Source organism: Comamonas sp. JC664 (genome assembly GCF_042647185.1).
In genome coordinates, this window is the sequence record NZ_JBHRUZ010000012.1 from 1 (window position 1) to 20924 (window position 20924).

A 20924-nucleotide genomic window follows, 5' to 3' on the forward strand; every position below is an offset into this window, starting at 1 on the left:
TGTTAGAGAAAGTAACGGAAGGCTTGAATTAGGTCTCGAGAATAACATGAGCAAACCTCATGAAATTCAATACGACCGACTACCGTGGGTGCTTTTGTCTGGCGGTGTGGAATTCCATGTGTCGGTTGACGGCAAACGAATCCGACAGGTGCATGGAGTCGGACGAAATACATTGGTTTTAAAATTAGGTCCTAAATCTTCAATATCTAGTGAGGTTGATATAGGTTATTTATCCTCGCTTTACTCTGGAATTTCTATTGATAGAGTTTCAATTGCATGGGAATACGGTATTCCAAATAGTGAGATTTTTGAAAAGCATTGCCGTCGTTTCGAGGGGGTGCTCAAATCTCCTCCCACATAAAACTATCAAATCATAAGTGGGATTTTTAATGCTGCAAATGTGAGAGCTAATGATAAAGGCGATTGATATTAATTTTTATGGGCGCTGGATAGCTTAAGCGCATCGGTTCAGCCGTGCCCTGTGCATGTTAGCGTTGAGTCAAAAAATAACGATGTGTTAGTCGTCTCGATCGATAGCATCTCGTCCCGAGACTTGGACATTCTCTACGATTTTCTTTCTTAGTCCATATTCGGTTTCGGAATAAACTATTCTGCGAAATACAGAGAGGCGAAAACAGAGATTAGACCTATATATGCCTTTGGACACCGCTCGGAGATTTTGTGCTTAAGGCAAATACTTCTATGCAGCAAGAAGTATCTTTATACAAGCGCTTTAATGATCTGAAATCAGATGCTGGAGTTGTTGATGTAGCTTGGGTCTACAGATTTCCGGAGCCGGGAAAAGGGACAGAGGGCTGCGCTCAGTTCAAAGGCCAATTTTCTATTTTTGACACACCCACCAAACGGACTTCAGAATGAAGTCGTTCGACTAGTAGCATTTGGCGGTGGTGTGTTCACTGCTTTCTGGGATGCGGCGAGAGGCATGTGCAGATGGGATGCCAGCAGCCGTTTTTCCTGCTTCTCTCAGCGCCTGCGCCAACCCGAACCCGAACTTGGCGCAGATTCCCAAGCACCCGTCACCCTTCCCCCACCCCCGCATACACCCCCCGCGTAAACGCCTCCTCAAACACCGAATACCCCGACCAATCACTGTGCGCAAAATGCAGACGCCGGTGCTTGGAGTGGGCAGGGCCTGGAGGCGTTCGCCGTTGATCAGCGCTGGGCGCTTGGCGCTGTTGGTGGGTTGGCCGATGCGGCTCGGCACGGTCTGGGTGCCGGGGCGGGGGATGTCCATCGCGTAGCCTTAGCGCCTGGCCTCGACGTTGCTGGTTTTTTGGTAAATGTCGGCGTGTGCGCGGGTCAAGGGTGGCCTGGGTTTGGTTGCGCACAGCTTCCCAGCCTTGGGCAAGCATTTGTTGGTGGGCGGTGCTGGCGCCGGGCTGGTTGGCGCCAAGCGGGCTAATCGCAGGTGAGAACGGTGGGAAGGATGGCGATTTCTGGTCGGCGCATGGCTAAGCCGGGCGTTGCTAAAGGCTGGGGACCGCGAGGAGCAGGGGCGCGGTCAGTGAAGCAACGATTCACAGAGAGGCTTGGGCGTGTGACCTGGATGTGCCCATGGAGTCGCCTGGCAAAGCTTGTGTTGGCTGCACTAAAACCTGGTGGCAAGTTGCGATTGGTAGAAATCGTGGAAGACGTCTACCGGTGCGGAAGTGGCCAGTGGTAGTAGCGGAAAGCATTGTGCGGGATTGTCTGCGCTGGCTTGACTGTCGACCCGCTGAAGGAACGCTGCCGCAGCGCTCTTTCGGACGCCGCCGTGGCGGTTCAAAAACTGGCCCCACAGTGGCATGTTGCGAAATCGGTTGCTGGCCACCATTGCGTGCGCGGTGTAAGGCGGAGGAAACAGCCGCTTGTAGGTTGGCAAGTGATAGAGCCAGGAGACACCCGCTATCTGCCTGGCTGATGGTTGCTCGGCGCGAACATGGGCCACGAGTGCAGCGAGCTCCGATAAGCGCAGCCCCATGCGTTCGTCGCTCAAGGGTCCCTGCAAACTGTGGTCGTCGTTGTGGAAGTGAAGCCTGATCTGACCCGGCTCCCCCAAGCATACGAAAAACAGCCGAATGTTGCGATCACCGAGTCGGGACGGTCAAGGTGCGGACGCTGGGTGTAGACATGGTAGGTCCATGCACCAAGGTCCGGATGGTCTTTCAGCCCCGCAATGTAGGCCATCCATCTGGGGTGGTGGGGGTCGAAATCTCGACCGCCCACTAGTCGGACGTAGAAATTCGTGTAGTCGAGCAGGGCCGTCTCCAGCTTCAGGTTCGCCAGTACCGCGATCTTTCTGGCGAAGTAGATCTGGAGATCAAAAAATTCCTTGGCGTAGGCCATCGCAGTAGCACTCCATGAAATTGCCGTTACGTTCGGATTTTGGGGCCTTGAACCGGGAATCGAGCCAGCCGTATCGATGAACCGTTTGCTAGGCCCTCCGTCCTGGCGATGATTCAGACAAATGGAGTCCCACACACTGCGTGCGATCAGCCGTCCACCGGCTCGGTAGCCGCCACGGATGGGCGCTGTTGCATCTTCGCAAACCATGCCGCCAGCTGCGGTGCCTGTTCGCGCCATCCCAGCGTGTCGAAACGGTAATCGATGTAGCCCAGCGCGCAGACGAGGGTCAGATGGCCGATGCCAAAGGCGCGCGCCTCCAGCGCCGGGACCTCGCCCTCCAGCAGATCCAGGCTGGCGCGGGTCTTGTGCTCGAACGCGGCCAATAGGGCCGCCAGCGGCACGGCGCGCTCGCGCTCGTTGCGCCACAGAATCAGCGCATCGAGCAGGCCGTCACCCAGCGCATGCCAGCGCAGCGCCGCCCAGCGGGCGTCGCCTTCCCGAGGGAACAGCGAGCCGCTGGCCAGATCGTCCAGGTACTCGCAGATGACGACCGAGTCAAACAGCGTCCGTCCGTCGTCCAGGATCAGTGTCGGGATCTTGGACAGCGGATTGTCCTGCATCAGGACGGCATTGGGCTTGAGCATCGCGGCCACGGAGCGGACCAGCTGCAGCTGCTGCGTCAGCTGCAGCTCATGGGCGCAGATCATGACTTTTCGGACATACGGCGATTTGGGGGACCAGTGAAGTTGCATAGAAAACCTGGAAGTGAAGACAGAAGAGCGCACCGGCGCTGGCGCGCATGGGGCATTGGCCGGTTCAGAGGCTACACCACACCACTGGCCAGCAGCTGGTCGATGCGCTCGGCCGAATAGCCCAGCTCCTCCAGCACCTGGCGCGAATGCTGCCCCAGCAGCGGTGGGGCCATTTGCTCCTGCAATGGTGTCTCGGAGAAGCGCATCGGGCTTACCACCTGCGGCACCTGCACGCCGCTGGGATGCGGCACATAGTGGAGCATGCCGCGGGCTTTGACCTGCGGGTCTTCGAACACGTCGGGCACCGAGTTGATGGCGCCGCAGGGCACGCCCGCGCCGTCGAGCGCCGCTATCAGCTCGGCGCGCGGGCGCTGGGCCAATTCATGGCGCAGCATCGCCGACAGGGCGGTGATGTTGCGCACGCGCTGTGCGTTGGTGGCAAAGCGTTCGTCCTGGGCCCACTCGGCGTGGCCCAGCACATCGCACAACTTGGCAAACTGCCCGTCGTTGCCGACCACCAGGATGGCGTCGCCATCAGCGCAGGCGTAGACATCCTGCGGCTGTATATTGGGATGCGCATTGCCGTTGCGCTGAGGCGTCTTGCCGGACACCAGGTAGTTCATGGCCTGGTTGGCCAGCATCGCCACCTGTACATCGAGCATGGCGATGTCGATCGATTCGCCAACGCCGCTTTCATCGCGGCGCGCCACGGCCGCGAGCACTGCCACCGCGGTATACATGCCGGTCATCAGGTCGACGATGGGCACACCGACCTTTTGCGGGCCGCCGCCCGGTTGGCCGTCGCGCTCCCCGGTAACGCTCATCAGGCCACCCATGGCCTGGATCAGGAAGTCATAGGCGGGCTGGTCGCGGCGCGGACCGGTCTGTCCAAATCCAGTGACCGAGCAATAGATGAGCCGTGGATTGATCTTGCGCAGGCTGGCTTCGTCCAGGCCATAGCGCGCGAGTGTGCCGGCCTTGTAGTTCTCCAGCACGATGTCCGACTGCAGGGCCAGGTCGCGCACGATCTGTTGTCCTTCTGCAGTGTCCAGGCTCACGGTGATCGAGCGCTTGCCGCGGTTCACCGCCAGGTAGTAGCCGGCTTCCTTGGTGTCCTTGCCCTCGGCATCCTTGAGAAAGGGTGGGCCCCAGGATCGCGTGTCGTCGCCGGCGCCCGGGCGTTCCACCTTGGTGACCGTAGCTCCCAGATCGGCCAGGATCTGCCCAGCCCAGGGCGCCGCAAGAATACGGCTCAGGTCGAGCACCCGCAGGTGCGACAACGGGCCAGAAGCCACTTTGGCATTGGTCATCAGAAAGACTCCAGTCAGCTATGCAATGCCTGGACTTTAGGGCGGCATTGGCAGTGCGCCTAGCCGGTGCGCGCGCAAGGCTGAGATGCTTCAAGGCACATAGCAGGCTTGCGATGCAAGGGTCTTACCTGGGCGCAAGGCTCTGCATAGACTGGTGCAAAAGGAGACAACGACCATGCATAGACGTACTTTTGCCAGCCTCTTGGCGGCTATCGGCCCCTTGCTCGCAAGCGGCCACGCGTGGGCCGACAACTGGCCCACCAAGCCGCTCAAGCTCATCGTTCCCTATGCGGCTGGCGGCCCGACCGACGCCATCGCGCGCATGATCGGAACCAAGATGGCAGCTTCCCTGGGGCAGCCGGTGGTAGTTGATAACCGGGCGGGCGCGGGCGGCACCATTGGCGTCGATGCCACCGCCAAGTCGCCAGCGGACGGCCACCAATTTGCGCTGGTCGCGCCGGGCCCGCTGGCCGGCATGCCCAACCTGACGAAAGTACCTTACTCGCTCGACGACCTGGAGTTTCTCACGCTGGCGGCGCGCATACCCAGCGTGATCGTGGTGAACCGCAAGTCCGGTATCACCTCGCTGGAGCAGTTGATTGCCAAGGCCAAGGCCGCGCCCAATACCCTGAACTACAGCTCCGCAGGTGCGGGCACCACGCCGCATATCGGCTTTGAGCTGTTCAAGCAGGAGACGGGCGCAGCCATCGTGCATGTGCCCTACAAGGGCGCGGCGCCTGCCATCAGCGCGGTACTGTCGGGCGAGGTGCAGATGACCATGGTGGATCTGCTGCCTATCTTGCCCTTTGCCGCCAATGGCAACCTGGTGGTGCTGGCGGTCGCGGGCAAGACGCGCGCACCGCAGCTGCCCGATGTTCCCACCACGGTGGAGCTGGGGCTGCCGAATGTGCTGATGGAGACCACCTATGGTCTGATTGCGCCCAAGGGCCTTCCTGCCGGCGTGCAGACCAAGCTGCGCGAAGCAGCCGTAGCGGCCATCAACTCGCCGGAGATGAAGGAGCGGTTTCTCAAGCAAGGCGCGATCGCTGCCACCTCGACGCCAGCGGAGTACCGCAGCCTGATGCAGGCCGAGTCTGATAAATGGCGCGGTGTGATCACCAGTGCGAAGATCACGCTGGACTGAACGCGATGAAGATTACCCACGCTTTGGTCAAGCCCTGCATCCAGGGGCTGGCTGATCCGCAATGGAAGTTTGCACGCGCGCAGGTGCCGCGCCTTGAAGGGGCGGTGCTGCAGCTGCAGGACGAGGACGGTCACATCGGCCTTGGCTATGTGCATGCGATACCCGCGATCTCCACACATGGCGCCGGCGCGCTGGCGGCGTTGGAGTTCCTCGCGCCACGGCTGATCGGTCGGCGTGCCGACGACATCGCCTCCATCATGGAAGAGGTGGATGCCACACTGGCCTTCAACCCCACCGTGAAGGCCGGCATCGATATGGCCCTGCATGACCTGCTGGCACGCCGCCTGGGCGTGCCGGTGCATGTGCTGCTGGGTGGCAAGATGCGCGATGGCGTCGCGCTGTCGCGCATTCTTCCAATCAAGTCGCCTGACGAAATGGCGGCCATCGCGGCAAGGCTGGCGGGCGAAGGCTATTCGCAGCTCAAGCTCAAGCTGGCGGGCGATACGGTGACCGACATCCAGCGCATTGCCGCCGTGCGCGCGGCAGTGGGGCCGCATGTGGCGCTGACGCTCGACCCCAACCAGTCGTACCACGCCAAGCAGCTGATCAGCGCGTTCTCCAAAATGGAGCGTTATGACATCGCGCTGATCGAGCAGCCCGTGCCTGCGGCCGATATCGCCGGGTTGGCCCTGCTGACGCGGACGCTGCCGGTGGCCATCGAGGCTGACGAGAGCGCGCAGAGCGTGCGCGATGTGTTCAGGCTGGTATCCGAACGCGTGGTGGATGTGATCAACCTCAAGGTCACCAACCTTGGCGGGCTGCGCCACTTCCTCGAAGCCGTGCGTATCTGCGAGGGCGGCCAGGTGGCCTGCCGCATCGGTGCGGCGTTCGGGCCGGCGCTGATGCAGGCCATGGCACTGCAGGCGGCATGCATTCCAAAGGCGCTTCCCTATGCCTGCGAGCTGTCGGAGCATCTGCATCTGCAAGACGACCCGTTCACGCCGCTGCCAGTGCAAGACGGCATCCTGACACTGCCCAAGGGGCAGGGCTGCGGCGTGGGCTGGCGTAGCTGAGACTGCGCGAAAGACCACCCCAGACGGTAGAACCCAGATTGCCCGGTGGCAGGGTTTCAATAACGAGGAGACAGCCGGCATGACATTTCCGCAAAACTTGGCTGCGCCTGCGAGCGCTGCCGCAGGCATAGGCCGACGCCCGTTGCTGCTGGCGCTGGCGGCAGCAGCGCTGTACGCCGCTGTGCCGTCCCTGGCAAGGGCTGAAGGCTTTCCCGACAAGCCACTGCGGCTGGTGGTGCCCTTCCCCGCCGGTGGCGCCGCTGACATGATGGCGCGCGGCATGGCGCAGCGCTTGGGATCCGAGCTGGGACAGCAGGTGGTCGTTGAAAACCGTGGAGGCGCTGGCGGCGTGACTGCTGCGGAGCTGGTAGCTCGTGCGCCTGCCGATGGCTATACGCTGTTTTTTGCCACCATGGGCACACAGGCCATCAACCCGGCGCTGTATGCCAAGCTGCGCTATGACCCGGTCAAGGACTTCGCGCCGGTGGCGTTGACGCACACCACCCCGCGGGTGCTGGTGGTGGGCGCGGCGGTGCCGGCGCGCACGGTCAAGGAGCTGATTGCGCTGGCAAAAAGCAAGCCTGGCGTGCTGACCTACGGCTCGGCTGGCAACGGCAGCTCCAGCCATCTGTCGGGTGCGCTGTTCGATGACCTTGCCGGGGTGAAGATGGTGCATGTTCCGTACAAGGGCAGTGCGCCGCTGCTCACCGATGTGCTGGCTGGCCGGGTCGACATGACCTTTGACTCCTACACCGTTTACGAAGAGCAGATCCGCAGCGGACGGGCCCGCGCGCTGGCCGTGACATCACGTACCCGGCTCAGTTCGCTGCCGGACATTCCCACGCTGGCCGAGTCGGGGCTGGCCGGTTACGACGTCTCGAACTGGCTGGGCGTCATGGCGCCAGCCGGCACACCCAAAGGCGTGATCGACAGACTGAATGCCGCGTTGGTGCGTGCCATGGCCACGCCCGAGCTGCGCAAACAGCTCACCCAACTGGGTATTGAGCCGACCTCCAGCAGCCCCGAAGAGTTTGCCCAGCTGGTGCGCAGCGAGATTCCCAAGTGGCGCAGCATTGTTAAGCAGTCCGGCGCGACGGTGGATTGATGCCATGAACGCGACGATCCCCCCAGCGGTGCTGCACTGCCGTGAGATGGTCTGCACCGGTGATGGCGAGATCGATGTAGTGATCGATGCTCCGCAGAACGGCGTGGGCCCGGCCATCGTGCTGCTACCGTCGTCGCAGCGCGATTCGCTGGATTTCGACCCCCTGGCGCGGCAGCTGGCGCTGCTCGGTCACCGCGTGCTGCGGCCCCAGCCACGCGGCATGGGGCGCACCACGCTGCCCGTCAGGCAGCTCACACTTCACGCGCTAGCGCAGGACGTGATCGACACCGTAGAGGCGCTGGGCGGCGGCAGCGCAGTGCTGGTCGGCCATGCGTTTGGCCATTTCATCGCGCGCGTGGCCGATATGGACCACCCGCAATGCGTGAGCGGCGTGGTCGTAGCGGGGGCCGCAGCGCGGGTGTTTCCGGCAGGCATGGCGGAATCGCTGGACATCGCCTCCGACCCCAGCCAGCCCGATGCCCTGCGCATCGCCCATCTGCAGCGCGCCTTCTTTGCCACGGGCAACGACCCCAGGGCCTGGCTTGAAGGCTGGCACCCCGATTTGCGGGCGATCTACCGCGCGGCCGGCACGGTGCCGGCCAAGGACCGCTGGTGGACGGTGGCCAATGCGCCGCTGCTGGACCTGCAAGGCGCTCAGGATCCCTGGCGCCCGCCGGAAAGCCGCTCGGAGCTGCAGAACCTGCTGGGCGCGCAGCGGGTGACGGTGCAGGTGATCGACCAGGCCAGCCATGCGCTGGTGGTGGAGCAACCCGTCGCGGTGGCTGGCGCAATCGCGCGCTGGATGGCCCTGCTGCCGGAGGGGGGCGGACGCGGCGCAGGCGCAGCACATGGGGTTTAATCAGCCATTGTCCTGATGCCTCTTTCCGATTCCATGTGCAGCGCTAAAGCCACCACACTCCAGCTCGACATCGCCTCCAACCTGCAAAAATGGCGCACGTTTTTGGCCATTGCCGAGCTTGGCAGCTTGACGCGGGCCGCGCTTTTTCTCGACAGCAATCAATCCCTGCTGAGCCGCCAACTGAATGCGCTGGAGCGCGACTGCGGCGCGCGGCTGTTCAACCGCACCGGCGCGGCGTGACACTGTCCGATGTGGGCGAGCGCATCTTTCCCCATGTGAAGAACCTGCTGGCGGATGCCGAGCAGCTCGAAGTCGAGATCCGCGGCGAGGCGCGCGAGCCCGCCGGGCGTGTCACGGTGGGCTCCCTGCCCTCCATCTCCGGACCTATCGTCGGGCGGCTGTTCCAGCAGATCAGGGCGCAGTTTCCTGGCATCCACCTGAAGATCCTCGAAGGCTCGAGCGGCCAGGTGGAGGAATGGCTGGCCGATGCGCGCGTGGACATCGCCATTCTCTATCGATACAGCCATGCGGTGCCCGAGCAGGAGCAGGCGCTGGCCAGCGTGGAGAGCTTTCTGATCGGTCCGGCAGGCGATGCGCTGACTTCGGCACCAGAGGTGAACTTTTCTGCGCTGCACGATCTGCCCTTCATCTTGCCCGGTGCTCCCAATGGCCTGCGTACGACCTTGGATGCGCTGGCGCGCCAGGAGCACATGAATCTGGTCCCTGTCATCGAAGCCGATTCGCTGCCGCTGATGCGCTCTCTGGTCGCCCAGGAGGGGCTCTACACCGTGCTACCGATCCATGCCGTCTGGAGCGAGGTGCAAGACGGCAGCCTCAGCGCCGCGCGCATCGTCAATCCTCCCCTGCAGCGCATCGTCTCCATGGTCTTTGCCCGCAACAAGGGCCCGGCCGCGCGGCGTCAGCCGTGGCGCGGCAGATCGCGCAGATCGTCGATGAACAGGCGCACGCCGGCATGTGGCGATCCACGCTGCAGGCATAACAGCTTTGCCGGCTTCAGGGGGGTGAGACGGCCGGGATGCATGGTGAAATCCATGACCTGCATACGAAGGAGACCCATGCCCCGCATTTCCCTACCCGCCCCAGAGAGCATGTCACCCGCTCAGCGCCAGGTCTACGACAAGGTCGTGTCCGGCCCGCGCGGCAAGATCGAGGGCCCGCTGCGCGCGGCGCTGCACAACGCCGAGTTGGCCGACTGCTGGCAAGCCCTCGGTGCGCTGCTGCGCTACCGCACCAGCCTGACGCAGCGGCAGTCGGAGATCGCCATCTTGGTGACGGGTCGCGCCTGCCAGTCTCCCTTCGAGTGGTATGCGCACCGGCGCGAATCGGAGAAGATCGGCATCGAGGTCGATATCCTCGAAGCCTTGCTGGCCCAGACGCCGCCGCCCTTTCGCGCGCCGGAGGAGCAGCTGGTGTACCAGTTCGCGCTGGAGCTCAACCAGCAGCGCTCGGTTTCGGATGCCACCTACGCGGCGACGCTGGAGGTGTTTGGCGAGCGCGCTGTGGTGGAGCTGACGGCGCTGGTCGGCTACTACACCATGGTGGCGATGACGCTCAATGCCCACGAGATTCCGTTGCCCGAAGGCCAGCAGCCGGCATTCCCCTTGCCCCAACACCAAGGAAATAGGCCATGAGCGATGCGATCACCCGGGCTGGGACTGCCACGCCCACTTGTTCGGCCCCTACGCGCGCTATCCGCTGAACGAGGACCGCAGCTATACGCCACCCGAAGCCCTGCAGGCCGACTATCTGGCGCTGCTGGGGCGCCTGGACCTGACCCACGGCGTGCTCGTGCAGCCCAGCGCCTATGGGGAAGACCACCGCTTGCTGCTGGACACGCTCGCCGCCTTGCCGCAGCTGCGCGGCGTTGCCGTGCTGCGCCCCCATGCCGCGGAGCGCCTGCGCGGGCTGCGCGCGCGTGGCGTGCGTGCGGCGCGCTTCAGCCAACGCAGCGCCAGCGGCAACTTCGCCGGTAGTGCGTCGTTGCAGGATCTGGAAGACATGGCTGCTACCTTGGCCAGCGAAGGACTGCATGCCGAGCTGTGGACCGACTGCCAAGTGCTGCCCGATATCGCGCCGCGCCTGCGCCAGCTGCCGGTGCCGGTGGTCATCGATCACATGGGCGGTTTCGATGCCACCGCGGGCGTGGATGCGCCCGGCTTTCGCCAACTGCTGTCTTTGCTGGAGGAGGGCACGGTGTGGGTCAAGTTGTGCGCCTACCGCAACGTCTTAGGCGATGCCGACCTGGAGCGTGCCCGGCCGTTTCACGACCTGCTGCTGGAGGCCAACCCCGAGCAGCTGGTATGGGGCAGCGATTGGCCGCACCTGCGTGTGACGCCTGAGCCCGATGCCGGGCAGCTGCTGGAAACCTTCAAGCAATGGTCCGGGAGCGACACAGCGGTGCGCCAGGTGCTCCAGGACAACCCGACGCGACTCTACGACTGACGAGGTGGGGGCGCGCCATGCGCGCCGCCTGCGCTCAACGCCCGGTGAAAACCGGGGCGCGCTTTTCCTTGAACGCGAGCTGCGCTTCCTTGGCATCGTCGGTCTTGGCAATCTGCGCTGTCATGTCCTGTTCATAGCGGTAGCCATCGCGCAGGCTCATGTCCTCGACCACATTCATGGTGTGCTTGCCCATGCGTGTCGACACCGGGCTTTTGGAGGCGACGACGGCCGCCAGCTTCATCGCGGTGGGCATCAGCTCTTCGGGAGTGGTGCAGGCCAGAACGATGCCAAGGCGGTACAGCTCGGCGCCGGGCATACGGTAGCCCGTGAGCATCATGTGGCGCAGCTGGGTATGGTTGAACAGCCGCATCGCATGGCGGCTGCCGCCGAGCAAACCCACATCCACCTCGGGCAGCCCCAGCGATGCCTTGTCCGAGCACAGCAGCAGGTCGGACGATGCAGCCATCGCCAGGCCTGAGCCAAGCGCCACGCCATTGATCGCACAGATCACCGGCTTGGCGCATTCGCGGATCGCATGGAAGCACTCGCGCGTGCGCCGCGAGTGCGCCAGCAGGTCCCCGGGGCCTTTGATGACATCGGCCCGGCCCTTGAGATCCGCGCCGGCGCAGAACACTTTGCCAGCCCCCGTGAGCACCACGACGCGGACCTCGTCCATTTCCGAGACCCGATCCAACGCCCAGGTCAGCTCGTCATTGAGCGTGCGCGTCAGGGCGTTCACCGGGGGGCTGTCGAGCGTCATCACGGCAATATGGTCGCTGACCTCCACGCTCAACTGCGTCAATTCTTTCCAGTCGCTCATGTCTCTTCTCTTGGTGATGGCAAAGGATCAGTCTATCCAATGCCCCCCTGTGCCAGCCAGCTCTGCAGCATCACTTCTGCTATGCGCATTGGAGCGATGCAGGCACCGCCGCTATGTCTCGGGATGCATGCCAGCCTTGCCGCAGCTTGGCTGGTATTGGGCTGTGCTGTGCCTACACTCGGAGCAGTGCTGGTCCGCCGTGGCAATACAGCGCATAAGAAATGGAGAGACATCAAATGCAATGCAAGAAATTCATCGCCGGATTCGCTTTGGCCGCTTTGGCCGCTGTGGCAGTGACTGGAGTGCAGGCGGATGAGGGCCCGGGTGGCTACCCGAATAAGCCCATCCGCCTCGTTGTGCCTTTCCTGGCAGGCGGCGCCACCGACCAGATGGCGCGCGGTATGGCACAGAAGCTGGCAGAGGCGCTGGGGCAGCCGGTGATCGTGGATAACAAGGCGGGCGCAGGCGGCAGCATTGGTGCCGAGGCTGTTGCCAATGCCGCCAAGGATGGCTACACGCTGCTGTACTCGACGATGGGCGTGTTGACCATCAATCCCAGCCTCTATCCCAACCTCAAATACGATCCGGCCACCAGCTTTGCGCCGGTGGGCCTGACGCATGTCACTGCCAACCTGCTGGTGGTGAATCCGCAGGTGCCCGCAAAATCGGTGGCCGAGCTGGTGGCGCTGGCGCGCAAGAAGCCGGGTGGGCTGAGTTTCAGCTCTGCGGGCAACGGCACCAGCAGCCACCTGTCGGGCGAGCTGTTCAAATCGATCGCCGGGGTGGACATGCAGCATGTTCCCTACAAGGGCAGCTCAGCCGGGCTTCCCGACCTGATTGCCGGGCGCATCGACATGACTTTCGATACCGCGTCGCTCTTTGGCGAGTACACCAGGAGCGGCAAGCTGCGCCCGCTGGCGGTGACGTCACGTGAGCGCATGCCGGCCATGGCTGAGACTGCAGGCTTCAAAGACTATGACGTCTCGCTGTGGCTGGGCGTTTTGGCGCCGGCCGGGACCTCTCCGGAGATCGTGTCCTACCTCAACCGTCAGTTGGTGAAGGTGATGCGCGAGCCGTCGATGGAAAATTCACTCAAACCCTACGGCATCCAGCCGCTGTACAGCAGCCCGCAGGAGTTTGCCAAGACCATCGCCAAGACCGCAAGAAATGGGAGGCGGTGGTCAAGTCGGCAAAAGTCCAGGCAGATTGATCGGGACGCCTCGCGTCCGGTAGAAGAACCCCTGCTTTTTTTGTGAGCAAAGGAGCTTACCAGCGCCTGCTGCATCTCAGCCATGCGCTTCACTTGCCGGCGTGAGGCATGGCTCCCAATGTGCATGCGCAGCTGCCTCCATCACCCCCGTACCGCTGCCGCCCCCGCATACAACCCCCGCGTAAACGCCTCCTCAAACACCGAATACCCCGACCAGTCGCTGTGCGCAAAATGCAGGCGGCCGGTGCTCGGGGTGGGCAGGGCTTGGAGGCGTTCGCCGTTGATCCGCGCTGGGCGCTTGGCGCTGGTGGCGGGCTGGCCGATGCGGCTCAGCACGGTTTGGGTGCCGGGGCGGGGAATGGCCATCGCGTGGCCGTAGCGCATGACCTCGACATGGGTGGTTTTTTCGTAGATGTCGGCGTGCGCGCGGGCAAGCGTCGCCAGGGTTTGGTCGCGGGCGGCTTCCCAAGTTTGGGCCAGCAGTTGCTGGCGGGCGCTGCGGGCGCTGGCGCCAGGCGCGTTGCCGCCCAAGGCGCGGTAGCAGGTCAGCACCGTGGGCAGCTGCTGCATGGCATTGAGGCGCTGGTGACCTGCGTTGACGTAGCCCAGGCCGCCGTGGGCCACATCGTCGTACAGCACATTGTCCCAGGCCAGTTCGGCGCCGGGGCGGTCGCGCAGTGGGGCGCGGATATGCACATTGGTCACCTGCCAGGGTGCCCAATCCAATGCCTGCGCGGCGGCGCGCAGAAAGTCGGGCGGGTCCTGCACCACATGGGCCGCGATAAAGGTCGGCAGCGCCACGATACAGTGCGCAGCCTGCCAGCGCTCCATGCTTTGGCTCGCGTGGTTGAAGCTGTCGATCTCCACGCCCTGGCGCGTCTCGGCGATCCGCATCACCGTGTGGCCGCTGTGCAGCCAGCCGGCGGCCTGCACCGGGGCGCTCAGCTGCTCGCTGAGCCAGCCATTGCCCTGCGGCCAGGTCAGCACGCTGTCGTGCGCGTCGTCTGGCATGCCCGGGGCCTGAAAGCCGTGGCGGCTGGCAAAGTAGTGCAGGCCCGCCCAGGCCGATACCTGGACGCAGCCGGCGCCAAAGTCGTCCTGGCAGGCATAGTCCAGATACCAGCGCAGGAGCGGGTCGTCCAGCTGGTGCTGGGCCAGCCAGGTGTCAAAAGGGATCGCATCCAGCGCCTGGTGGGCGGGGGCCAGGCCGCCTTGGGCCTGCCAGCTGCGCATCACCGGCATGCTGAAGGGCTGCGCGCGCATGGCGCTGTCCACCAGCTGGGCAAAGCGCTGGTACTGGGCGATGGTGCTGGCGGCCACGTCCTGCGTGGGCAGCAGGCCTTCCTGCCATTCGCCATGGATAAAAAGGCGCTCCTGCGGGCTAAAGCACAGGTACTCGTCCTTGTACTGCCAGCGGCCAGCTACGCGCTGGCGCACACCCAGTTCTTCCAGCAGATCCTGCACCTCGGGCGCGCTGTCGCCAGGTACCGGCACGTAGTGGGCGCCCAAGGGGCAGCGCAGGCCCTGCACCGTGCCGCCACGGCTGTTGCCGCCGCCCTGGTCTTCCAGCTCCAGCAGGGCCACATCGCTGGCGCCTGCCAGGCGAAAGGCGCGGGCGGCCGATAGCGCGGCAATGCCGCCGCCGGCAATCAGCACCTGCACGCGGTGGGTACGGCTGGGCGCGGGCAGCGGCAGGCCTTGTGCCAGGCGGTCGCGCATCGCATGGCCGCGCTCCCAGGCCTGGCCCACAAAGCCGCCTTGGATATGGGCTGTGCTGGTGCTGGGTGGCGCGGGCTTGCAGCCGGCCAGCGCGCTGCTGCCAGCCAGCGCCGCGGCGCCTTTCAGGACGGAGCGGCGCTGCATCACTGGGCGGTCCGCAGTGGGCAAGGGTGGCAGGCCATCATGTCAGTGCGCCACCTTGCCCCATTCGCGCTCATAGGTGTGCACCAGCACCTGGTTGGACAGGCGGTTCACCTCGGTCGGCACCCGCGCCATGTCGGGCGGAAAGTCAAACAACAGCGGCAGGCTGGGCAGGCTCAAAAAGCGCATGCCTTCGGGCAAGGTGGTCGGCAGGCTCCAGGGGCGGCGGCTGGCAATCACAAAGCCCCATTCGCCAAAGCTGGGCACATGGGCGTGGTAGGGCGTGGCCTGCATGCCCACCGATTCGACGGTGGTCACCACGGTCCAGAAACTCTCGCGCGCAATCAGCGGCGAGGTGGTCTGGATCACCGCAAAACCGCTGGCCGCCAAATGCTGGCTCAGCATTGCGTAGAAGCTGTTGGTGAACAGCTTGCCCACTGCAAAATTGGTCGGGTCGGGGAAGTCCACGATGATCACATCGAACACCTCGTCGGCCTTCTGCAGCCACTGGAAGGCATCGGCATTGATGATGCGCACCTTGGGTCGTTCAAGGCATTGCTGTTGAGCGCCTGCATGCTCGGCACGTTCTGGAACAGGTCGGTCATCTGCGGGTCCAGCTCGACCAGGGTCACCGATTCGACCGAGGGGTACTTGAGCACTTCGCGCACGGCCATGCCGTCGCCACCGCCAAACACCGCCACCTTGCGCGGCGCGCCAAAGCGGCTCATCACCGGGTGCACCAGGGCCTCGTGGTAGCGGTATTCATCGCTCTGGGCAAACTGCAGGTTGCCGTTCAGGTACAGGCGCGCGCCGCGCTTGCCCTGGGTCACCACAATGCGCTGGTAGGGCGTCGTGCGGGTCAGCACAATGGGCTCCTGGTAGAAGTGGTCCTCGGTCAGCGACGTCAGCCGCTCGGCGCCCACCAGGCCGCCCAGCAAGGCGGCAATCACCAGGCCGCAGGCCAGCACATGGCTGCCAAAGCGGCGCAGCTCTTCCTTGAAGAGAAAAAGCGCCCACACCGCCACCAAGGCGTTCAGCAGGCCAAACACCAGCCCGGTGCGGATAAGGCCCAGGTGCGGCACCAGCAGCAGCGGGAAGGCCAGCGACACCGCCAGCGCGCCCAGGTAGTCAAAGGTCAGCACTTTCGATACCAGATCGCGCAGCACCACATTGCGCTTGAGGATGCGCATGACCAGCGGTATCTCCAGCCCCACCAGGGTGCCCACCACCAGCACCGTGCCATACAGCATCCAGTGGAAGGCGCTGGGCACATAGGCGTTGATGATGGACAGCACGGCAGGCAAGGCCCCGCCCACCAGCGCCACCATCAGCTCGATGCGCAGAAAATGCGCCGGCAGCTCGCGCACCAGGTAGCGCGACAGCCAGGAGCCGATGCCCATCGCAAACAGATAGGTGCCGATGATGGTGGAGAACTGCAGCACCGAATCACCCAGCAGGTAGGACGCGAGCGCCGCTGCGGCCAGCTCGTACAAGAGGCCACAGGCCGCCACCACAAAGACGCTGAACAGCATCGCCACTTCCAGCGGGCTGGCGCGCCGCACGCCGCTTTCCGGCAGGGCGGCGTGGCCAAACTCCAGCGCGTGATCGCTGCCTAAAGCGCCATCGGGGCGCGGGCTGGGCGATGCTGGGGGGGAAGCGTTGGCAGAGGGGTTGTCAGGGCTGGAGGTCGACACGGGCGAACAGTGCAGGGACGGTGCCAGGCGCGCGGGCACCAGCAGCGTGGGCTAACAGGAAAAAAGGGCCAATCGCCCGCGCAGATGCCAGGCGCTGCAGCAGCGGCCATCCGTGGCCAACAGCGATCATCAACGGGCGACGGCGGTAGTGGCCATGCCAGCCGCAGCAGCTGGCGTGGCACGAACAGGCGCTAGCCGATGGCCGCTGCCACGATGATGCTGATGCCCAGGCTCATCGCCGCCACCACCACGCCCAGCGCGAGGTTCTGCTTTTCCACAATCTCGGCCCACATGTCCACGGGGGTGATCTTGTCGATGATCAGAAAGCACAGCCAGAAGACCACCACGCCCACCATGGCGAACAGGATGGAGCCAAAAAACGCCGCAGGGCGGAACCATTCCAAATCCATCACAACTCTCTCCTTCGTCAAATGCGCGCCCGTTGGGCTCTGCGCAGTGCTGTTGCCAGCCATTGTTTATTTGTGCTGCCGCCGGAGCTGTAGCCACCCCAGGAACCGCTCGACGACCGGCCGCTGCCCGTGCTGGTGCTGCACTTGCTCACATAGGTCGGGTCGGCGGCCAGTTTGCGCCGCTCCAGCGCAGTATCGCAGCCCTTGGGCCACAACCAGATCAGCAAAAAGAACAGCAGGAACAGCCCAATGATGATGGGCATGCAGCCCAGCTTGGGCACCGTGAAGCTGCTGGTCTCGGGCTTGAACAGCGCCAGCTGGTCGCTCATGCCAAAGGCGGCTGCGACCGACTCGGGCGTCATCTTGCGGCCCAGCGACCAGCTCAGCTCGCGCGCGCTTTGCTCCAGGTTCAGCAGCTGCGCGCCATCCTTGCCCCGGGCAAAGTCCACATTGTCGGTCTTGTCGCCCCGGCGACTGGCCAGTAGAACTCGCCCAGCACATAGGTGGTCTCGGCGCGGTAGCGCGATTGCAGCTGGTAGGTCTGCTGCTTCCAGGTCGCCGTGCTGCGCCCTGCGCGGTAGTCGGGCGCGCCGGTCAGCGTCTTGACCAGGCTCCAGCCTTCGCTGCTGTTGACCAGAAACTGGAAGCCCTGCTGGCTGTGGTAGAGCAGGTACTCATCCCAGCCAAAGTACTCGTCGTCATCGGGTTCGATCCCCATGCGGTGCTGAAAGCCCACCAACTGCCATTTGCTGCCGCCAGCGTCGCTATCTTGCCCAGCGGCACCAGGGGCTTGACCGGGTCTTTCTGCATCGCCGCGCGCAGCTCGCCGCCAATGCCTTGCGAGACATCGATGAGCGAGCCGCAGCTCGGGCAGGTGAGGGCCTGGGTCGTGTCCAGCTTGATGTCGACACGCGCGCGCGCAGCGCGGGCAGTTGAAGTGCCGGCCCTGGTCCTTTTTGGTGGACGTGGGCCGCAGCCCTGCAATCTTGAGCGAGCCCAGCAGCACCGGCGCGCCCAGGTAGACGGCAGGGGGCTGCTCGCTGTAGTCGATGGACAGCACCTTGTCGTCTTCGGTGCGCAGCTCCACCACGGTAAAGGGCTTGCCCAGCTCGGGCTGGTGCGGCATCTCGCCCTCGGCCGCCATCAGCTGGGCCAGCACCACGCTGGTCACGCTGTACTGCACGCCGCTGATCGCAATGCGCTGGCCCGGCTGCCAGCGGTCGGCGGGGGGCAGGTTCTTGGTGGGGGCCTGGCTCGCGCGGCTCAGCACAAACTGGCCGTTGTCCTCGCTGATGACGGCGGTCTCGCCGCTGTCGCCCAGTGCCAGCCATTCGTTCCAGCTGCCGGTCTCCCCCTTGTACTGCAGCCGGCCCACCAGGCGAAAGCCCTCCGGCTTGCCCTGGCTGCCCTTGGCAAACTGGCCGGTCTGTTCAGCTTGAGCGGGCTGTAGTCGTTGAAGACCTCGGCCATCTTGCCGATGCGCTTCAAGATATCGCCATTGCGCACGATGGAGCTGTGGCAATACGGGCAGACGGCAAATACAGACTGGGCGCTGGAAAATTCCACAGGTGCACCGCAGCCCGGGCAGGGTGCCGTATAGCTGCGTTGCTGGTCCGTCGTCATAGTCGTCTGGCTTGTTATGGAGGTGTTATTACGTCGCCCGGTCGGCAACCGCACCGCATCATAGCGCAGGCCTTGGCGCGCGGGCCGCCTGCCCGTGACGGCAGGCATTGCGCTGACGTATGCTGTTTTTAGCGAGGATTCATTGGCCCTTGCCATTGCTAATAAATATCATTTACAGCACTGTCATTGATTTAGGGCCGCTAACACGACCCAGCAAACCAAAGGTTGCGGTTGAGACTAGGCGCCAAGCCGCAGACAGTACAGTAGTACGGCAAGGCTTGGCGCGGCCGGCAGGCAACGACGTATCAAGGGGTGTGTTAGTGGCCCTCATTGCAAGAAAGAGCCCGCCATGTCTCCCTCCGCCGCAGCCTGCAGAACAACCGCCAAACCCTCAAAAAGACCGCCAGCTACTACCTGATCCACATCACGGTGGCCGCGATGGTGGCCTATGCTGTCACCGGCAACCTGATTGCCTCGCTCACGTTGAGCTTGCTCGAGCCCACGGTGCAGGCCTTTGCCTTTTTCTTCCATGAAAAGGCATGGCAGCGCTGGAATGCGCGCTCGGCTGCCGTGCCTGCCGAAGCGCAAGCAGCCTGACGCACCACCTCCTGACAGGACCGACGGGATGTGAGACAGTAGCGCATTGCCGCTACCTACAGGATGCCTCCATGACCCCCTCCATCTTGCGCAATGTCTTTGCCCTGGCCGCCTGGCCCGCCCTGTGCGTGGCCGTGCTGCCTTGCAGGGCTGCGATGTGGTGGCCCCATTGGCAGCAATGCGGTGCTGTCGGACCAGGTGATCGCCGAGAAAACCGCCAACTACTTCAGCAGCACCGAGGCCATGTGCAGGTCTTTGGCTTTGACCGCCAGCGCGAATCGACGCGCTAACCAGGCGAGCTTTCAGGGCAACAAGTACAACTGCTCGATCTATATGAACCAGGTGCGCTGCGACCCAGCCGCACAGTAATTAGCTGCGCAGCGCCTCATCATCGGCGCGCAGCAGCGGCGCCGGGTTGGTGGAAGATGTCTTGCCAGACCGGCGCAAGGCCTGCGCCGACACCGGGTGCGTCGCTGAAGTCGGGCAGGCGCAGCAGGCACAGCTGCAGGTGCAGATGGGGCAGCCACCAGCCGTTTTCAGCAAAGTCGCCCAGCTGGGCAAACTCGGTACCTGCGGCAATCTGATCGCCCGGCTGCCAGCGCCGGGCCGATGCATGGCTCAGATGTCCCCAGATGCTGAAAAACTGAGGGTGTGCAGGCCCTGGTGGCACAGCACCAGCATGCCGCCATAGTCCAGCCGGATATCACGCACCTCCGCAACCACCACCTCTGCGGCCAGCGGCAGCCGCAGCGCGGTGCCTGCGGGCGCAAACAGTCCAAGCCCAGGTGGCAGTCGCGCATCGCGCCCGCAGGCGGGTGGATGCGTAGTTGCTGCTTTGGTAGACGCAGCGCTGCTCCATCCAGTGGCCCACACCCATCTCAACCCCTGGGCTGCTGCAGTCCTCATAGGCGCGGATGGCGCTCTCGCGGTCCATGCTGGCGCTGGCGGCGGCCCACGGCCGAATCCGGCTGCGGAAATCGATATGGCCCATGCGCGCCCTGTCCAGGCCGGGCAGCAGCCCACCCAGCTGCCGCGCTGCTGCGCCACCCAGGCATGGAAGGCGGCGGCCTCCGGCACGGCGCTGAGGCCGCTGTGGGTGGCGCGCAATGGCATCGGCGATGGGGTCGGTCTGTTTGTCTGGGGTGGTCATGGTTGTTGGAGTTGGCAGTGCTGCTCTATGGTATCGGCCAGCGCATGCTGGTTCTGCTCGCGCAGGCGCTCGACGGCGCCGCGCATGTCGGCCGGCGTTCGTCCTGGCCGAGCTTGAACTTGCTTCACAGCGCACCACCGGCATCTCATAGCCCACAATGCCGGGCAGGCGCCGCTCCATGCCGCCGGGGCCCAGCTCGCTGCTGTCCCAGGGGCAGCGGCGGCACGCTCCATATGGCCTACCGGTCCTGCAGGTGGGCGACGAGTTCATCTCTCGAGCATGGCGCGGCGTGCCATGCAGGTGCACTACCTGAAAGCCCCAGGTCGCGCGCTGTCGCGCTGCGGGTAGTTGGGGTACCAGGACGGCGAGATATAGCCGCCCGGTCCATCAGGATGGCGATGCTCGGCAGCCCTTGCGCAGAAAGCGCACATGGTCGCTGCCGATGCCACGTGCGAGACCACGGTGCCCAGTGCGCGCACGCGTGGTGTCGAGCCGGAACACCGGGTGG

At 64.1% G+C, this 20924-nt stretch carries 20 protein-coding genes and 4 pseudogenes; 11 read left to right on the forward strand and 13 right to left on the reverse strand.

Annotated elements, in window-relative coordinates:
- Positions 1-361: hypothetical protein (locus ACFODQ_RS02035; RefSeq protein WP_377014767.1), on the forward strand; the 361-nt coding region annotated here is incomplete at its 5' end.
- A 1248-nt stretch (positions 362-1609) separates the two neighbouring features.
- On the opposite strand, the gene ACFODQ_RS02040 is transcribed toward ACFODQ_RS02035, so the two are convergent.
- From ACFODQ_RS02040 to ACFODQ_RS02055, 4 genes are all read right to left on the reverse strand, one after another.
- Entirely contained in the window at positions 1610-1996 is a 387-nt protein-coding gene (locus ACFODQ_RS02040; protein ID WP_377014769.1) for a hypothetical protein, read from the reverse strand.
- Positions 1993-2346 carry a hypothetical protein gene (locus ACFODQ_RS02045; RefSeq protein ID WP_377014770.1) on the reverse strand — a complete coding sequence of 118 codons (354 nt, stop codon included), beginning with the start codon at positions 2344-2346 and terminating at the stop codon, positions 1993-1995. The genes ACFODQ_RS02040 and ACFODQ_RS02045 overlap by 4 nt, the downstream gene beginning before the upstream one ends.
- A 146-nt stretch (positions 2347-2492) precedes the next feature.
- Positions 2493-3098 carry a glutathione S-transferase family protein gene (locus ACFODQ_RS02050; protein WP_260718554.1) on the reverse strand — a complete coding sequence of 202 codons (606 nt, stop codon included), beginning with the start codon at positions 3096-3098 and terminating at the stop codon, positions 2493-2495.
- A gap of 71 nt (positions 3099-3169) precedes the next feature.
- Positions 3170-4408, reverse strand: coding sequence for a CaiB/BaiF CoA-transferase family protein (locus tag ACFODQ_RS02055; RefSeq protein ID WP_116925351.1), 1239 nt, complete (start codon positions 4406-4408; stop codon positions 3170-3172).
- Positions 4409-4583: 175 nt separating this feature from the next.
- On the opposite strand from ACFODQ_RS02055, the gene ACFODQ_RS02060 reads away from it, so the two are divergent.
- The 7 genes and pseudogenes from ACFODQ_RS02060 (at position 4584) to ACFODQ_RS02090 (ending at position 11052) form a co-directional block, all read left to right on the forward strand.
- On the forward strand, positions 4584-5552 hold the full coding sequence (locus ACFODQ_RS02060) for a tripartite tricarboxylate transporter substrate binding protein (protein WP_116925352.1): 969 nt from the start codon (positions 4584-4586) through the stop codon (positions 5550-5552).
- 5 nt (positions 5553-5557) lie between these two features.
- The gene (locus tag ACFODQ_RS02065) at positions 5558-6625 is read left to right on the forward strand and encodes a mandelate racemase/muconate lactonizing enzyme family protein (protein WP_260718556.1); all 1068 of its coding nucleotides are present in this window, start codon (positions 5558-5560) and stop codon (positions 6623-6625) included.
- Between the two features lie 142 nt (positions 6626-6767).
- Positions 6768-7730 carry a Bug family tripartite tricarboxylate transporter substrate binding protein gene (locus ACFODQ_RS02070; RefSeq protein ID WP_377014774.1) on the forward strand — a complete coding sequence of 321 codons (963 nt, stop codon included), beginning with the start codon at positions 6768-6770 and terminating at the stop codon, positions 7728-7730.
- Positions 7731-7734: 4 nt separating this feature from the next.
- Complete coding sequence (locus ACFODQ_RS02075; RefSeq protein ID WP_377014776.1) at positions 7735-8589, forward strand: alpha/beta fold hydrolase; 855 nt, start codon at positions 7735-7737, stop codon at positions 8587-8589.
- A gap of 102 nt (positions 8590-8691) precedes the next feature.
- Positions 8692-8829, forward strand: coding sequence for a LysR family transcriptional regulator (locus tag ACFODQ_RS02080; protein WP_377014778.1), 138 nt, complete (start codon positions 8692-8694; stop codon positions 8827-8829).
- A 116-nt stretch (positions 8830-8945) separates the two neighbouring features.
- A pseudogene (locus ACFODQ_RS02085) lies at positions 8946-9443 on the forward strand (LysR substrate-binding domain-containing protein); the annotation flags it as partial.
- Positions 9444-10230: 787 nt separating this feature from the next.
- Positions 10231-11052 (forward strand): amidohydrolase family protein, encoded by an 822-nt coding sequence (locus tag ACFODQ_RS02090; RefSeq protein WP_377014793.1) that lies wholly within the window; start codon positions 10231-10233, stop codon positions 11050-11052.
- A gap of 34 nt (positions 11053-11086) precedes the next feature.
- Here the strand turns inward: ACFODQ_RS02090 and ACFODQ_RS02095 are convergent, their stop codons facing one another.
- Positions 11087-11872: an enoyl-CoA hydratase/isomerase family protein gene (locus tag ACFODQ_RS02095; protein WP_116925358.1), complete on the reverse strand. Its 786-nt coding sequence runs from the start codon at positions 11870-11872 to the stop codon at positions 11087-11089.
- Positions 11873-12174: 302 nt separating this feature from the next.
- Here ACFODQ_RS02095 and ACFODQ_RS02100 point away from each other — a divergent pair, with 302 nt between their 5' ends.
- On the forward strand, positions 12175-13128 hold the full coding sequence (locus ACFODQ_RS02100) for a Bug family tripartite tricarboxylate transporter substrate binding protein (RefSeq protein ID WP_377014781.1): 954 nt from the start codon (positions 12175-12177) through the stop codon (positions 13126-13128).
- Between the two features lie 95 nt (positions 13129-13223).
- Here the strand turns inward: ACFODQ_RS02100 and ACFODQ_RS02105 are convergent, their stop codons facing one another.
- The 4 genes and pseudogenes from ACFODQ_RS02105 to ACFODQ_RS02120 form a co-directional block, all read right to left on the reverse strand.
- Positions 13224-14945 carry an FAD-dependent oxidoreductase gene (locus tag ACFODQ_RS02105; protein ID WP_260718560.1) on the reverse strand — a complete coding sequence of 574 codons (1722 nt, stop codon included), beginning with the start codon at positions 14943-14945 and terminating at the stop codon, positions 13224-13226.
- 42 nt (positions 14946-14987) lie between these two features.
- A pseudogene (locus ACFODQ_RS02110) lies at positions 14988-16474 on the reverse strand (polyamine aminopropyltransferase).
- A 353-nt stretch (positions 16475-16827) separates the two neighbouring features.
- Complete coding sequence (locus ACFODQ_RS02115) at positions 16828-17046, reverse strand: DUF350 domain-containing protein (RefSeq protein ID WP_021027983.1); 219 nt, start codon at positions 17044-17046, stop codon at positions 16828-16830.
- A gap of 17 nt (positions 17047-17063) precedes the next feature.
- Positions 17064-18669, reverse strand: a pseudogene (locus tag ACFODQ_RS02120) (DUF4178 domain-containing protein).
- Positions 18670-18999: 330 nt separating this feature from the next.
- On the opposite strand from ACFODQ_RS02120, the gene ACFODQ_RS02125 reads away from it, so the two are divergent.
- Positions 19000-19266, forward strand: a complete 267-nt coding sequence (locus tag ACFODQ_RS02125; RefSeq protein WP_377014783.1) for a DUF2061 domain-containing protein — start codon at positions 19000-19002, stop codon at positions 19264-19266.
- Positions 19267-19337: 71 nt separating this feature from the next.
- Positions 19338-19556 carry a hypothetical protein gene (locus tag ACFODQ_RS02130; protein WP_377014785.1) on the forward strand — a complete coding sequence of 73 codons (219 nt, stop codon included), beginning with the start codon at positions 19338-19340 and terminating at the stop codon, positions 19554-19556.
- Positions 19557-19654: 98 nt separating this feature from the next.
- Here ACFODQ_RS02130 and ACFODQ_RS02135 read toward each other — a convergent pair whose 3' ends face one another.
- From ACFODQ_RS02135 to ACFODQ_RS02150, 4 genes and pseudogenes are all read right to left on the reverse strand, one after another.
- Positions 19655-19936, reverse strand: a complete 282-nt coding sequence (locus ACFODQ_RS02135) for a hypothetical protein (RefSeq protein ID WP_377014787.1) — start codon at positions 19934-19936, stop codon at positions 19655-19657.
- Between the two features lie 33 nt (positions 19937-19969).
- Entirely contained in the window at positions 19970-20416 is a 447-nt protein-coding gene (locus ACFODQ_RS02140; protein WP_377014789.1) for a hypothetical protein, read from the reverse strand.
- Entirely contained in the window at positions 20413-20649 is a 237-nt protein-coding gene (locus ACFODQ_RS02145) for a hypothetical protein (RefSeq protein WP_377014791.1), read from the reverse strand. The genes ACFODQ_RS02140 and ACFODQ_RS02145 overlap by 4 nt, the downstream gene beginning before the upstream one ends.
- Positions 20650-20721: 72 nt before the next feature.
- Positions 20722-20924, reverse strand: a pseudogene (locus ACFODQ_RS02150) (hypothetical protein); the annotation flags it as partial.

Excerpts from the sequence above, each read along its gene's own strand:
- ACFODQ_RS02095 (WP_116925358.1), bottom strand. The coding sequence starts at position 11,872 with ATGAGCGACTGGAAAGAATTGACGCAGTTGAGCGTGGAGGTCAGCGAC.
- ACFODQ_RS02055 (WP_116925351.1), bottom strand. The coding sequence starts at position 4,408 with ATGACCAATGCCAAAGTGGCTTCTGGCCCGTTGTCGCACCTGCGGGTG.
- ACFODQ_RS02060 (WP_116925352.1), top strand. The coding sequence starts at position 4,584 with ATGCATAGACGTACTTTTGCCAGCCTCTTGGCGGCTATCGGCCCCTTG.
- ACFODQ_RS02105 (WP_260718560.1), bottom strand. The coding sequence starts at position 14,945 with ATGCAGCGCCGCTCCGTCCTGAAAGGCGCCGCGGCGCTGGCTGGCAGC.
- ACFODQ_RS02130 (WP_377014785.1), top strand. The coding sequence starts at position 19,338 with ATGACCCCCTCCATCTTGCGCAATGTCTTTGCCCTGGCCGCCTGGCCC.
- ACFODQ_RS02115 (WP_021027983.1), bottom strand. The coding sequence starts at position 17,046 with ATGGATTTGGAATGGTTCCGCCCTGCGGCGTTTTTTGGCTCCATCCTG.
- ACFODQ_RS02065 (WP_260718556.1), top strand. The coding sequence starts at position 5,558 with ATGAAGATTACCCACGCTTTGGTCAAGCCCTGCATCCAGGGGCTGGCT.
- ACFODQ_RS02045 (WP_377014770.1), bottom strand. The coding sequence starts at position 2,346 with ATGGCCTACGCCAAGGAATTTTTTGATCTCCAGATCTACTTCGCCAGA.
- ACFODQ_RS02145 (WP_377014791.1), bottom strand. The coding sequence starts at position 20,649 with ATGGAGCGTGCCGCCGCTGCCCCTGGGACAGCAGCGAGCTGGGCCCCG.
- ACFODQ_RS02050 (WP_260718554.1), bottom strand. The coding sequence starts at position 3,098 with ATGCAACTTCACTGGTCCCCCAAATCGCCGTATGTCCGAAAAGTCATG.
- ACFODQ_RS02075 (WP_377014776.1), top strand. The coding sequence starts at position 7,735 with ATGAACGCGACGATCCCCCCAGCGGTGCTGCACTGCCGTGAGATGGTC.
- ACFODQ_RS02140 (WP_377014789.1), bottom strand. The coding sequence starts at position 20,416 with ATGACCACCCCAGACAAACAGACCGACCCCATCGCCGATGCCATTGCG.